This is a genomic window from Mesorhizobium sp. P2_C7 (genome assembly GCF_056404515.1).
Genome location: NZ_JBFUDW010000017.1, coordinates 32,342 through 45,883, shown reverse-complemented (window position 1 = coordinate 45,883; position 13,542 = coordinate 32,342). Strand labels below are relative to the sequence as shown.

The 13,542-nt window shown below is 64.1% G+C and carries 10 protein-coding genes and 1 pseudogene; 9 read left to right on the top strand and 2 right to left on the bottom strand.

The window, feature by feature from the left end:
* Positions 1–9: 9 nt before the first annotated feature.
* Entirely contained in the window at positions 10–207 is a 198-nt protein-coding gene (locus tag AC1D2G_RS28615; protein ID WP_477418282.1) for a hypothetical protein, read from the top strand.
* A gap of 192 nt (positions 208–399) precedes the next feature.
* Entirely contained in the window at positions 400–2,508 is a 2,109-nt protein-coding gene (locus AC1D2G_RS28610) for a molybdopterin-containing oxidoreductase family protein (RefSeq protein ID WP_477418281.1), read from the top strand.
* 33 nt (positions 2,509–2,541) lie between these two features.
* On the opposite strand, the gene AC1D2G_RS28605 is transcribed toward AC1D2G_RS28610, so the two are convergent.
* A complete protein-coding gene (locus AC1D2G_RS28605; protein WP_477418279.1) occupies positions 2,542–3,684 on the bottom strand; it encodes a flavin-containing monooxygenase in 1,143 nt (380 codons plus the stop codon).
* Positions 3,685–3,759: 75 nt separating this feature from the next.
* Entirely contained in the window at positions 3,760–4,239 is a 480-nt protein-coding gene (locus tag AC1D2G_RS28600) for an Lrp/AsnC family transcriptional regulator (protein ID WP_477418277.1), read from the bottom strand.
* Between the two features lie 106 nt (positions 4,240–4,345).
* On the opposite strand from AC1D2G_RS28600, the gene AC1D2G_RS28595 reads away from it, so the two are divergent.
* The 7 genes and pseudogenes from AC1D2G_RS28595 (at position 4,346) to AC1D2G_RS28565 (ending at position 13,520) form a co-directional block, all read left to right on the top strand.
* Entirely contained in the window at positions 4,346–5,554 is a 1,209-nt protein-coding gene (locus AC1D2G_RS28595; protein WP_477418275.1) for a diaminopropionate ammonia-lyase, read from the top strand.
* Entirely contained in the window at positions 5,551–6,777 is a 1,227-nt protein-coding gene (locus tag AC1D2G_RS28590) for an allantoate amidohydrolase (protein WP_477418273.1), read from the top strand. The genes AC1D2G_RS28595 and AC1D2G_RS28590 overlap by 4 nt, the downstream gene beginning before the upstream one ends.
* Before the next feature lie 19 nt (positions 6,778–6,796).
* Positions 6,797–7,969, top strand: coding sequence for a M20 aminoacylase family protein (locus AC1D2G_RS28585; protein ID WP_477418271.1), 1,173 nt, complete (start codon positions 6,797–6,799; stop codon positions 7,967–7,969).
* Positions 7,970–8,077: 108 nt separating this feature from the next.
* Positions 8,078–8,874, top strand: a pseudogene (locus AC1D2G_RS28580) (agmatinase family protein).
* 486 nt (positions 8,875–9,360) lie between these two features.
* The gene (locus AC1D2G_RS28575; protein WP_477397157.1) at positions 9,361–11,454 is read left to right on the top strand and encodes an ATP-dependent helicase; all 2,094 of its coding nucleotides are present in this window, start codon (positions 9,361–9,363) and stop codon (positions 11,452–11,454) included.
* 15 nt (positions 11,455–11,469) lie between these two features.
* Positions 11,470–12,255, top strand: coding sequence for a 4-hydroxy-tetrahydrodipicolinate reductase (gene dapB / locus AC1D2G_RS28570; protein WP_477418269.1), 786 nt, complete (start codon positions 11,470–11,472; stop codon positions 12,253–12,255).
* 308 nt (positions 12,256–12,563) lie between these two features.
* Complete coding sequence (locus AC1D2G_RS28565; protein ID WP_457151407.1) at positions 12,564–13,520, top strand: ABC transporter substrate-binding protein; 957 nt, start codon at positions 12,564–12,566, stop codon at positions 13,518–13,520.
* Positions 13,521–13,542: the final 22 nt, after the last annotated feature.

Below are 13,542 nucleotides of genomic sequence, written 5' to 3'. Positions count from 1 at the left end.
TGTCCGGAGATGTCCAGGGAGTTGTGGATCAAGGCCGGCAGCCTCTTAGCGGTCGACCCCAAAGCAAGTATCAAATGCCCCGATTGTGGCGAGGCCGGTCTCGACGTCTTCGACACCAAGGCGGGCAAGGATCATATCGAGCGGCACATGCACTGCCCGAAGTGCGGTGCCTATAATGCGCTCTACAAGAACATCAGCCTCGATTAGCGATGAAGCCCTGCCGCGACCGCACATACCGTCCCCTTGTGGGGAGGGTCGATCCGCGAAGCGGAGCGGGGTGGGGGTCAGCGCGACGCCTCACCCACCCCGGCGTCGCGCGCCGACCCTCCCCATCATGATCATGGGGAGGGTAAGGGCTGGCCCTACACCTCGCATTCGATAGCCGCTAGACAACCCCCCATGAACCAGCACGCCAAGCTTCGCATCGGCCATTCGGCCTGTCCGCATGATTGTCCGTCGACCTGCGCGCTCGAGGTCGAGCTGCTTGACGGCAACCGCATCGGTCGCGTCCATGGCGCCAAGGCCAACAGCTATACATCAGGCGTCATCTGCGCCAAGGTCGCGCGCTATGCCGACCGCGTCCATCATCCCGACCGCCTGCTGAAGCCGCTGGTGCGGTTCGGCGCCAAGGGCGACGGTGCCTGGAAGGACGCCAGCTGGGAGGCCGCGCTCGACCTCGTCGCCGAAAAGTTCATCGCGGCCGAGAAGACATACGGCTCGGAGACCGTCTGGCCCTATTACTATGCCGGCACGATGGGGCTGGTGCAGCGCGACGGCATCGACCGGCTGCGCCACGCCAAGAAGTATTCCGGCTTTTTCGGTTCGATCTGCACCAATCTGGCCTGGACCGGCTGGATGATGGGGGCCGGAGCCTTGCGCGGACCCGATCCGCGCGAGATGGCGAAATCCGATTGCGTGGTGATCTGGGGCACCAATGCCGTGGTCACGCAGGTCAACGTCATGACCCACGCCATCAAGGCGCGCAAGGAGCGCGGCGCCAGGATCGTCGTCATCGACGTCTATGAGAACGCGACGATGAGGCAGGCCGACCTCGGCCTGGTGCTGAAGCCCGGCACCGACGGAGCGCTGGCCTGCGCGGTCATGCACGTGCTGTTCAGGGAAGGCATGGCCGACCGCGCCTATCTCGAAAAATACACCGATGATCCAAAGGGGCTGGAAGAGCATCTGCGGACGCGCACGCCGGAATGGGCGGCCAGCATCACCGCTCTGACGGTCGCCGAGATCGAGGCTTTCGCCCGCCTCGTCGGCACGACCAAGAAGACCTATTTCCGTCTCGGTTACGGGTTTTCGCGCCAGCGCAACGGCTCGGTCAACATGCACGCCGCCGCCTCCATCGCCGCCGTCACCGGCTGCTGGCAATATGAGGGCGGTGGCGCCTTCCATTCCAATTCCGGCATCTTCAAGCTCAACCAGGAGGTGCTGGAAGGCACGAAGATGCGCGATCCCTCGGTCCGCTATCTCGACCATTCGCGCATCGGCCCGGTGCTGACCGGGGCAAAGGACGCGCTCTATGGCGGCCCGCCGGTGACGGCGATGCTGATCCAGAACACCAACCCTGTTAATGTCGCGCCCGAGCAGCGGCTGGTGAAGCAGGGTTTTCTGCGCGACGACCTGTTCACCTGCGTGCACGAGCAGTTCATGACCGACACGGCAAAGCTCGCCGATGTCGTGTTGCCGGCGACAATGTTCCTCGAGCATGACGACGTCTACAAGGGCGGCGGCAACCAGCACATCACGCTCGGCCCCAAACTGATCGACCCGCCGGAAGGGCCACGCACCAACCATTTCGTCATCGAGGAACTGGCTGAGCGCCTCGGCGTCGCCGATCGTCCAGGCTTCGGCCTGACAGAACAGCAGCATATCGACATCATCCTGGGCAAGCGCGGGCTGGGTAGCTTCGACAGCTTGAAGGAAGACAAGTGGGTTGACCTGCAGCCGGATTTCGACACCGCGCATTTCATCAAGGGATTCGGCCATGCGGATGGAAAATTCCGCTTCCGCGCCGACTGGACCGGGCAGGCGGCGCCGAACCGGCCGCCGAAGAGCATGGGTCTTTTCGGCCCGGTGGAGCGGCTGCCGGAATTCCCCGACCATGTCGACCTGATCGAGGTCGCCGATGAGGCGCATCCGTTCCGGCTGGCGACCTCGCCGGCGCGCAATTTCCTCAACTCGACATTTTCGGAAACACCGGTGTCGAAGGCCAAGGAAGTGCGGCCGGAACTGCTTCTGCATCCCGACGATGCGGCGGCCCATGGGCTTGCCGACGGCGACCGCGTCGAGGTCGGCAACCACCGCGGCGAAGTGGTGCTGCACGTGAGACTGTTCGACGGCATCAAGCGTGGCGTCGTCATCGCCGAGGGCATCTGGCCAAACAGCGCGCATGAGCGCGGCGAAGGCATCAACGTTCTGACCGGCGCCGATGCGCCGGCACCCTATGGTGGCGCTGGCTTCCACGACAACAAGGTGTGGCTGCGCGCGGCAGGCTGAGGCTGAAGAGAGATCTCCTCCTCTCGTGCCAAATCATACCGGCAGGAATTCGGCCGCCTTCTTTCGGTCTCGCCGCAGCCGGATGTCGTCGGCGATCTGCCCTGCCTCGATCGAGATTTCGCGCAGCAATCCGGTGACCGGATTGTGAAAGCCGATGAGATAGAGGCCGAGTTCCGAAGCCCTCCCATTGACGCCGCTGCGGCCCGGCTGGATGCCAGGCTGCAGCAACCTGGCGTAGCCCGGCCGGAAGCCGGTGGCGAAGATGATCGAATCGAACTCGCCATGCTTGCCGTCGGCAAAATGGGCACCTTGCTCGGTGATCTCGGCAATGTCGGGTGCGACCTTGATTGCGCCTTCGCGGATCTTGCCGACCGTGCCGACATCGATCACCGGAATGCGCGACGCCACGGCGATCTGCTGCAACATCCCTTGGCTCGGTCGCTTGAGCCCGTATTTCTCCAGCCTGCCCAGTGCCAGATCGAGGATGACGGGGAACAAGGCATCATTGATGCGTTGCGGCATCAGGCGAGCCGCCATGCCGACCACCTGGATGGGCACGCCAAGCAACTCGCGCGGCACGATATGAACGCCGCCGCGCACCGAAATCGTCGGCCGCGCACCACCTTCCACCAGATCGAGCGCGATCTCGGCACCGGTGTTGCCCATGCCGACGATCAGCACCGACTGGCCGGCAAAAGGCGTGGCGTTGCGATAGTCGGCGCTATGCAGTCTTTGACCCCTGAAGGCATCGGCGCCGGCAAATCCGGGCATCAGCGGCTCGGCGTTGTAGCCCGACGCGATCACAACGTGGGAGGCATGCAGGGCGCCGGATGTCGCTTCGACATGCCAGCCTCTAGCTTGCCGGGTGATCATCCGCACGGTTTGTCCAAAGCGGGGCCGCAGGTCGAAGCGTTGCGCGTAGGCATCGAGATAGTCGGCGAAGAGATCGCGCGGCACATAGCGCGGATAATCTTTGGGAAAGGGCACGAAAGGCAGCGAGGAATAGCGCTTGGTCGTGTGCAGGTGGACGCGCTCATAGTGGCTTCGCCACGCGGGTGCTGCCTGCGCCTCTTTTTCGAGAAGAACGAAGTCGACCCCGGCCTGCCGCAGGCATGCGGCAACGGCCAGACCCGCTGGCCCGGCACCGATAATTGCAACTGGGGTGGTGTCGTCCAAGCGCGCCTCCGCCAACAAATTCGCGTTCGGAGAATGTCAAAAGCATGGCAGCCGGGTCTGCCCGCCGGCAAAATCTCAACCGGGCAAGGGCACCGTCAGCCCGACCTTGACGCGGTCCATGGCGACGAAGGTGCGGAACTTCCGCACATTGTTGCTGTCGAAGAACAGTTTTCGCGTCAGCGCCTCATAGGCGCCCATGTCGGCCACGGTGATGACCAGGATGAAATCAGCCTCGCCGGTGACGTAGTAGCATTGCTGGACTTCCGGCGCGGACGAGAACTGCCGCTTGGCCGCGTCGATGAGTTCGGTGCGTTCGCTCTCGAGCTCCACCTCGACGAAGATGGTGATGGGCTGGCCGACCGCCGCCGGCTCGACCAGGGCAACATTGCCGGCAATGACGCCCGTCTGTTCCATGCGCTTGATGCGGCGTTGCACTGCCGGCGCCGAAAGATTGACGGCCTCGCCAATAACCCGCTGGGGCGTCGTATTGTCCCGCTGCAGAATGCCGAGGATGGCGAGATCGAAACTGTCGAGTGAGGGTGGCGATGCAGGCAATCGAGACATCCCTAACGAAACAAACTTGCATTTCGAGGGTCGTATTACAGCGCTCTTTGCGCTGATCCTGCAATATGTTCTCGCTGAACTGCCAAGGAGGCCGCCAGTGTTCCTGCCCAACCACAATGCCTTGCACCGCCAGCCGCTCGACGCGGCTGATGCCGAAACGCTTGGGGTCGCCGGGGCCGACACGGTCGAGCGTTTTCTCGCCCATCGCGACAATCACCGGACAACGCCGCTGCATGCGCTGCCGGCGCTGGCGACTGAACTCGGTCTCGGTTCGTTGCATGTGAAGGATGAAGGCTTTCGCCTCGGCCTCGGTAGCTTCAAGGCTCTGGGCGGCGCCTATGCTGTCCTCCGCCTGGTGCTGGAAGAGGCAGGTCGGTCGCTTGGTCGACCCGTCGATGTGGCCGATCTTAGTCAGCCGGATGTTCGGGCGGTTGCCGCGACGATGACGGTTGCCTGCGCCACCGACGGCAATCACGGCCGGTCGGTCGCGCAAGGTGCGCAACTCGTCGGTGCGCGGGCAGTGATTTTCGTCCACGCCGGCGTCAGCCAGCAGCGTATCGCCGCCATCGCTCGCTATGGAGCCGAAATGATCCGCGTCGACGGCAATTATGACGACTCGGTCAGGCAAGCCGCCCAAGTTTCGGCCGAGAAGGGCTGGACCGTGGTCTCCGACACCTCGTGGCCAGGTTATGAGCGCATTCCCGGCCTCGTCATGCAGGGCTATACGGCGATTGTGCGCGAAGCATTGCGCCAGCTCCGGCAGCCACCGACCCATGTGTTCGTCCAGGCCGGTGTCGGCGGCATTGCCGCCGCGGTCGCCGGCTATCTTGCCATCGTGCTCGGCGATGCCAGGCCGACCTTCATCGTGGTCGAACCCGCGCGTGCAGCGTGCGTTGTCGCGGCCGCCCAGGCGGGGTGCGTGGTGAAGGTTGCGCATGGCGAGGCGACGGTGATGGCGATGCTGGAATGCTACGAGGCCTCTCCGGTCGCCTGGCGGGTGTTGGCGCGTGCCGCCGACGCCTTCATGACGGTGGATGAGGACGAGGCTATAGCGGTCATGCGGCGGTTGGCGCGGCCAAGTGCCGGCGATCCTGTGATCGTCGCAGGCGAAAGCGGCGGCGTCGGCCTTGCAGGGCTGATCCGGGCTGTGGCCGACCGCCAGGCCGACCTTGGGCTCGACGGCAGATCCCGGGTGCTGGTGATCAACACTGAAGGCGCCACCGACCCGCATCGCTATGTCGAACTGGTCGGCATGAGCCCGGCCGATGTGCTGGCCGGCAAGATGCTTGCGGGAGCAGATTTGTGATCGCGGTCGACGCGCAGCGCCTGGTTGGCCGTATCGGCGAACTCGGCGCCGTCGGTCGTGACAGTGAGGGCAGGCTGATCCGATTGGCTGCCTCCGACACCGACAGGCTGGGCCGCGACCTCTTCGTTGGCTGGCTGCGGCAGGCCGGGCTCGATGTCGCCATCGACCGGGTCGGCAACATTTTCGGCATCTGGCAAAGCCCGGACAATGCCGGGCAGGCGCCACTGCTCATCGGCTCGCATATCGACACGGTCATCGATGCCGGCATCTATGACGGCTGCTACGGCGTGCTTGCCGGGCTGGAGGTGATCGAGACCCTCAAGGCATCGGGTTTTTCGCCGTCGCGCCCGGTCGCGGTTGCCGCTTTCACCAACGAGGAGGGCGTGCGCTATACCCCCGACATGATGGGTTCGCTAGTGCATGCCGGCGGCATCGGTTTCGAGACGGTGCTGGCGGCTGTCGGCACCGACGGCAGCGTGCTGGGGCAAGAGCTTGCCCGCATCGGCTATGCCGGCGACAAGGAGCCCGGCTTCCTCAAGCCGCACGCCTATCTCGAGCTGCATATCGAGCAGGGGCCGGTGCTGGAGCGCGAAGGCGTGCCGATTGGCGCGGTGGCGAATCTGCAGGGCATCTCCTGGCAACGCATCACCATCGACGGCGTCGCCAACCATGCCGGCACCACGCCGATGTCGATGCGCAGCGACGCCGGCTATGCCGCCGCGCGGGTCATCACCTTCCTGCACGATAGGGCCAAGGCCTCGAACACGCCGACGGTCGCCACCGTCGGCACGATGCGCTTCGAGCCGAATGCCATCAACGTGATTCCCTCCCAGGCCGTCTTCACCGTCGATCTGCGCGACCCCGATGAGCAGCGCCTGCAGGCGGAGGAGGCGGCACTTGCTGTCTGTCTCGAACAGCTTGCCGACACCGAAGGCGTGACGATCTCGGTCGAGCGGCTGGCCCGCTTCGAGCCGGTGATCTTCGACATCCGCATTGTCGAACTGATCGAGGCTGCCGCGAAAAACCGCGGCCTCGGCGTCAAACGCATGACGTCAGGCGCCGGCCACGATGCACAGATGATGGCGCGTATCGTGCCGGCAGCGATGATCTTCGTGCCGAGCGCCGGCGGCATCAGCCACAATCCGCGCGAGCACACCGAGGATGCCGAGCTTGTTGCCGGCGCCAACATCCTGCTTGATGTGCTCACAGAACTTGTGAAGTAGGTCAGGGGGGACAGACGAAATGTCCGAATTCGATCGTGACGCGCTGAAGCAGGAGATGATTGTCTGGCGGCGTGATCTGCACGCACATCCGGAGTTCGGCTTCGAGGAAAGGCGCACCGCGGCTTTCGTTGCTGCCAAGCTGCGCGAATTCGGCCTCGATGACGTCACTGAGGGCGTCGGCGGCACCGGCGTCGTCGGCACGCTGAAACGCGGCAGCGGCAACCGGGCGATTGCGCTAAGGGCCGACATGGATGCCTTGCGCATCACCGAGCAATCCGCCGCGCCCTACCGTTCCGGCAATCCCGGCATCATGCATGCCTGCGGCCATGACGGCCACACCACGATGCTGCTCGGCGCGGCAAAGCTGCTGGCCGCCGAGGGCGGTTTCGACGGCACCGTGCGCTTCGTCTTTCAGCCGGCCGAGGAATGGGGCAAAGGGGCATTGGCCATGCTCGCCGATGGCCTGATGCAGCGCTTTCCCTTTGACGAAATCTTTGGCCTCCACAACATGCCCGGCCTGCCCATCGGACATTTCGAGACCCGCGCCGGCCCGATCATGTCGGCAGAAGACAATTTCGAGATCGTGTTGAAAGGGCTCGGCGGCCATGCCGCGCGGCCGCATTCGGGGAACGAAACGCTGGTCGCCGCCTGCGCGCTGGTCACCAATCTGCAGACCATCGTCTCGCGCCGACTGAGCCCGGCCGACATATCGGTGGTTTCGGTGACCGAGCTGATCACCGACGGCACCCGCAACGCACTGCCCGGTCTTGCCCGCATTCTCGGCGATGCGCGCAGCTTCCGCCCCGAGGTCAGCGCCGAAATCGAGCGGCAGATGCGCGTCATCGCCGAGGGCACCGCAGCCGCCTACAATGTTACCGCCGAGGTCAACTACACCCGCGAATTCGTGCCGCTAGGCAATGATGCCGAACTGGTCGATGCGGCGTTTGCTGCCGCGAGAAGCGTTTTCGAGCCCGGCAACATCGCCGTCGCCCGCGAGCCGATGACCGGCTCGGAGGACTTCGCCCGCTTCCTCGACCATGTGCCGGGCTGTTTCGTCTTCCTCGGCAATGGCGAGACGTCGGCGCCGCTGCACAATTCGAGCTACGACTTCAACGATGACGGGTTGCCGTTCGGCACCAATTTCCATGTCGCCATGGCCAGGCAAAGGCTGGGCGGCGAAGCCGGGAGTTGATTGCGTTTTGATTGCCGGGGCGCGCCCGCCGCTGGCCCAAACACCATCGCTATCGCCAGCCAGCTCCCGCGCTTACTGAAATTCCCTGCTGACGGAGATCGGACGCCGATGACCAGGATTTCGCTGCTGGGAATTCCCCACGACGACAACTCGTCTTTCTTCAAGGGCCCGGCGCAAGCACCTGCCCATATCCGTCCCGAATTGTTCTCCGATGCCTACAGCATGTGGAGCGAAACCGGTTTTGATCTGACCGACAGGCTTGTCGATCATGGCGACATCGGCTTCGACACCGCCACCGATCCATGGGACCTGATCGAAGGTGAGGTTGGGCGCGTGCTGGAGCTGGGCGATCCTCTGATCTGCCTCGGCGGCGACCACGCCATTTCCTGGCCGATACTGCGCGCGGTGCGCCGCCGACATCCCAGCCTGACCATTCTGCACATCGACGCGCATCCCGATATGTACGATGCCTATCAGGGCAATCCGCGCTCCCACACCTCGCCCTTTGCCCGCATCATGGAAGAGCGGCTTGCCGACCGCCTCATCCAGGTCGGCCTGCGGACCGTCAACGACCATCATCGCGACCAGTTCAAGCGGTTCGGTGTCGAGGTGATCGAGGCGGCGCGGTTTGGCGACGATCTGCGGCTCGATCTCAAGACGCCGGTCTACATCTCGATGGACCTCGACGGGCTCGACCCCGCCTTTGCGCCAGGCGTTTCGCATCGCGAACCCGGCGGTCTGACCACCGTCAGGTCATCAGCCTGATTCAATCGGTCAACCAGCCGATCGTGGCGGCTGATATCGTTGAACTAAACCCGCCTCGCGACATCGCCAATCTGACCGCCACCGTGGCGGCAAAACTGCTCAAGGAAATTGCCGGGATGATGGTCAAGACACGACTGTGACGGGCCGGCGACGTGCAGGTCGGTGAGGGGTACGTGTTTGACGAAGACAATCACCCGGTGACGCAGGGGCAAGACTCAGCTAGCCTGTCACTTGCGGCGGACCTGATTTATCCGCTTGGCCGGCGCTTCATTCTTCCTCCCAAGCGGCGCCGGCCTTCTTCCCAAGAAGCCCCATTCGCGGTGCCCCGATCTCCTACTATGCGGTCAAGACGGTCGCCAGGGGAACCAAATTCCGTTTCCTCGGTTGGTCCTGCTCCAATGGAGTGTTGCAACCATGTTCCGTCTGCTTGGTGGAGGACGTGCCCGATACGGTCGACCCGCTGCTGTTGCCGCCATCGCAACACGATCGTGAGGCTTTGCGCCGCCAGTCGGCTGCGATGGGGATCGATCCCCAGCGCTAGCCACGGCTGTCACGCTTCGGCTGCAGGGCAGGCTGACATTCTCGCATCAGCGTTGCGAACAAAGCAGAACGATGCTTGATGGGGGATGAACCTCGCCACCTCTGATTCGATTTTTCGGGAACCGACCGTCCAGCCTGCCTATCTCGCCCGGCTGAACGACGCCCAGCGTCTGGCCGTCGAGCATGGCGACGGCAGGATTGCCGGACCGCTGCTGGTCATTGCCGGCGCCGGTTCAGGCAAGACCAACACGCTGGCGCATCGCGTCGCCCATCTGATCGTCAAGGGGGCCGACCCGCGCCGCATCCTGCTGATGACCTTTTCGCGCCGCGCCGCGTCCGAAATGGCCAGGCGCGTCGAGCGCATCGCCGGCGAGGTGCTCGGCCGCGACGCCGCGGTGATCACCGACGCTCTGACCTGGGCCGGCACCTTTCACGGTATCGGCGCCCGGCTGCTGCGCGACTATGCGCATGAGATTGGCCTCGATCCGGCCTTCACCATCCACGATCGCGAGGATTCCGCCGACCTGATGAATCTGATCCGGCATGAGCTGGGGTTCTCGAAGACGGAAGCGCGCTTTCCGACCAAGGGCACCTGCCTTGCCATCTATTCGCGTGCCGTCAACGCGCAGGCGCCGCTGGGCGAAGTGCTGGGGTCCGCCTTTCCCTGGTGCGCCGGCTGGGCCGAGCAGCTGAAGCAATTGTTCGCCGGATATGTCGAGGCCAAGCAGGCGCAGAACGTGCTCGATTACGACGACCTGCTGCTCTACTGGGCGCAGATGGCGGCCGAGCCTGAAATAGCCGCGCATCTGGGTGGGCGTTTCGACCATGTGCTGGTCGACGAATACCAGGATACCAACCGGCTGCAGGCCTCGATCCTGATGGCGCTCAAACCCGACGGCGCCGGGCTGACGGTGGTCGGCGACGATGCGCAGTCGATCTATTCGTTCCGTGCCGCCGAGGTGCGCAACATCCTCGATTTTCCCAAGCAGTTCGCGCAGGCCGCCGACGTGGTGATGCTGGAGCGCAATTATCGCTCGACCGAGACCATCCTGGCCGCCGCCAATGCGGTGATCGGCGAGGCCTCGGAGCGCTTTACCAAGAACCTTTGGTCGGAGCGCAAATCCACCGACAAGCCAAGGCTGGTGAGCGTGCGCGATGAGGTCGAGCAGGCCAATTTCGTCTGCGATACCATTCTGGCCGAGCGAGAAGCTGGCACGGCGCTGAAATCGCAGGCGGTGCTGTTTCGCGCCTCGCATCACAGCGGCCCGCTGGAGATCGAGCTGACCCGGCGCAACATTCCCTTCGTCAAGTTCGGCGGCCTGAAGTTCCTCGATGCTGCTCACGTCAAGGATGTGCTTGCGGTGCTGCGCTTTGCCGAAAACCCGCGCGACCGCGTCGCCGGCTTCCGCGTGCTGCAGCTGATGCCGGGCATCGGCCCTTCGGTCGCGGCGCAGATCGTCGAGACGATGACGACGGCGCTGGACGAGGCGATGGGGTTGGCCGGCTGGCGCCCGCCGCAGCGCGCGGCCGATGACTGGCCGGGCTTCGTCGCGCTCTATTCCGGCCTGCGGGCCGGCGCCAAATGGCCGGCCGATCTCGAACAGGTCAGGCTCTGGTACGAGCCGCATCTGGAGCGCATCCACGAGGATGCGATCACGCGCCGGGCCGACATTTTGCAGCTCGAACAGATCGGCTCGGGCTATGCCTCACGCGAACGCTTCCTCACCGAGCTGACGCTCGATCCACCGGACGCCACCAGCGACCAGGCCGGGCCACCGCACCGTGACGAGGATTATCTGATCCTGTCGACCATCCATTCGGCCAAGGGCCAGGAATGGAAGAATGTCTTCGTGCTCAACACGGTCGACGGCTGCATCCCGGCCGATCTCGGCGTCGGCACCAAGGAGGACATCGAGGAGGAGCGCCGGCTGCTCTACGTGGCGATGACCAGGGCCAAGGACAATCTGAGCTTGGTCATGCCGCAGCGCTTCTTTCCGCACGGCCAGGCGGCGCGCGGCGACCGCCATCTCTATGCCTCGCGCACCCGTTTCATCCCGGCCTCGATCCTCGCTGCCTTCCAGCAGGTCTCGTGGCCGAGCGCGCAAGCGGCACAGGGCAGGGCGCCCCGGCCGGAGGTGCGCGTCGACATTGGCGCGCGCATGCGCGGCATGTGGAAATAGCCGCGAGATAGCGCCATGCCCCAACCACCGGTCAGGATCGCCATCGCGGGTGCGCTGGGCCGCATGGGCCGCCAGATGGCGGACGCCGTCCAGGCCGATGCGCGGCTGGCGCTCGCCGGTCGCTTCCACCGACCGGGCATTGTCGGCGAAGGGCTGGTGAGCCGCGACGAGGCACTTGCCGTGGCCGATGTGGTGATCGATTTCACCACGCCGTCGGCCTCGGCCGATCTGGCAAGGTTTTGCGCCGATCGTGGCGGGCCAGCCCTGGTCGTTGGATCGACAGGCTTCGATACTGCTGAGCTGGCCGCCATCGCCGATGCCGCGAAAACCATCGCCATCGTCCGCTCCGGCAGCTTTTCGCTCGGGCTGAACATGCTGGTCGGACTGGTCGAGCAGGCGGCGCGAGCGCTTGATCCCGAGGACTGGGATGTCGAGATCGTCGAGGCGCATCATCGCCACAAGATCGATGCGCCGTCCGGGACGGCGCTGATGCTGGGACAAGCCGCCGCCAGCGGGCGCGGCATCGAACTGGACACGGTCGCAAGGCGCGTCCGCGATGGCGTCACAGGCGTGCGGCCGCCCGGTGAGATCGGCTTTGCGGTGATGCGCGGCGGCAGCATCGTCGGCGATCACAGCGTCAGCTTCTGCGCCGAGGGCGAGACGGTGACCTTGTCGCATGCGGCCGGCGACCGCAGCATGTTCGCCCGTGGCGCCATCGCCGCCGCACTCTGGGTGGCGGGGCGCTCGCCCGGTGAATACGACATGCGCGACGTGCTGGGATTGAGCGACCGAGCGAGGTGAACGGACCGCGCCCGGATCTTGTGATTAGCCAAACGAACTGCTGCTGATCCTCGTTTTCGGCAACTGGCTCTATCCAGATCATGATCGGGCCAGCATCGGCTTACCGATCCGTAAGGTTTGCGGTGATTTTCGGCACGGCCTTGAAAGGTGAATGAAAGCTTGGTGCCATAAGTGTTGGGCGCGCGCCCCGTATTTGTCGCGGAAAGCGATGGGAGAGAGAGGGCGCGGGAAACGAACAAAGGGAAGAGGCCATGTCGCTCGCGCGAATACTGCTTGATTCAGCCGCCACAACCGCACTCGTCGCCACCATGGCCTTGTCCGCGCCGTCAGCGCGCGCCGACGAAAAAGTCTCCATCATGGTCGGCGGCTATGAGAAACAGATCTATCTGCCCGCCAAGCTGACCGAAGCGCTCGGTTACTTCAAGGACGAGGGTCTCGACGTCGAGTTGCTGAATGAACCGGCCGGCGTCGATGCCGAAAACGAGATGCTCGCCGGTGCCGTCCAAGGGGTTGTCGGCTTCTACGATCATTGCATCGACCTGCAGGCAAAGGGCAAATTCGTCGAATCCATCGTCCAGTTCAGCCAGGCGCCGGGCGAGGTCGAGCTTGTTTCGACGAAACACCCCGAGATCAAATCGCCTGCCGACTTCAAGGGCATGAGCCTGGGCGTGACCGGTCTGGGCTCATCGACGAATTTTCTTACCGAATATCTCGCAGTCAAGAACGGTTTGAAGCTCGGTGACTTCACCTCGGTTCCGGTCGGCGCCGGCACCACCTTCATCGCGGCCATGCAGCAGGACAAGATCCAGGCAGGTATGACGACAGAGCCGACGATCACGCGACTGCTGAAGACCGGCGAAGCGTCCGTTCTCATCGACATGCGCACAATGGAAGGCACCAAGGCTGCTCTCGGCGGCACCTACCCGGCCGCCTCCCTCTATATGCAGACCGATTGGGTCGAAGCGCATAAGGACGTCGTGCAGAAGCTGGCCAATGCCTTCGTCAAGACGCAGAAATTCATCAACACCCACACGGGCGCCGAAATCGCCGACAAGATGCCGAAAGACTATTATGTCGGCGACAAGGAGGGCTACGTGAAGGCCCTCGATGCAGGCAAGGCCATGTTCACTCCCGACGGGATCATGCCCGAAGGGGGTCCTGAGACAGTGCTGACGGTTCTTTCGGCCTTCAAGAAGGAACTGCAGGGCAAGCAGATCGACCTCTCCAAGACCTACACCTCGGAATTCGTCAAGAACGCCAAGTAGCAGACAGTGCCGGCGCGATGAA

Coding starts and splice junctions, on each gene's coding strand:
- AC1D2G_RS28615 (WP_477418282.1), top strand. CDS start 10: ATGTCCAGGGAGTTGTGGATCAAGGCCGGCAGCCTCTTAGCGGTCGAC.
- AC1D2G_RS28610 (WP_477418281.1), top strand. CDS start 400: ATGAACCAGCACGCCAAGCTTCGCATCGGCCATTCGGCCTGTCCGCAT.
- AC1D2G_RS28585 (WP_477418271.1), top strand. CDS start 6,797: ATGTCCGAATTCGATCGTGACGCGCTGAAGCAGGAGATGATTGTCTGG.
- AC1D2G_RS28575 (WP_477397157.1), top strand. CDS start 9,361: ATGAACCTCGCCACCTCTGATTCGATTTTTCGGGAACCGACCGTCCAG.
- dapB (WP_477418269.1), top strand. CDS start 11,470: ATGCCCCAACCACCGGTCAGGATCGCCATCGCGGGTGCGCTGGGCCGC.
- AC1D2G_RS28565 (WP_457151407.1), top strand. CDS start 12,564: ATGGCCTTGTCCGCGCCGTCAGCGCGCGCCGACGAAAAAGTCTCCATC.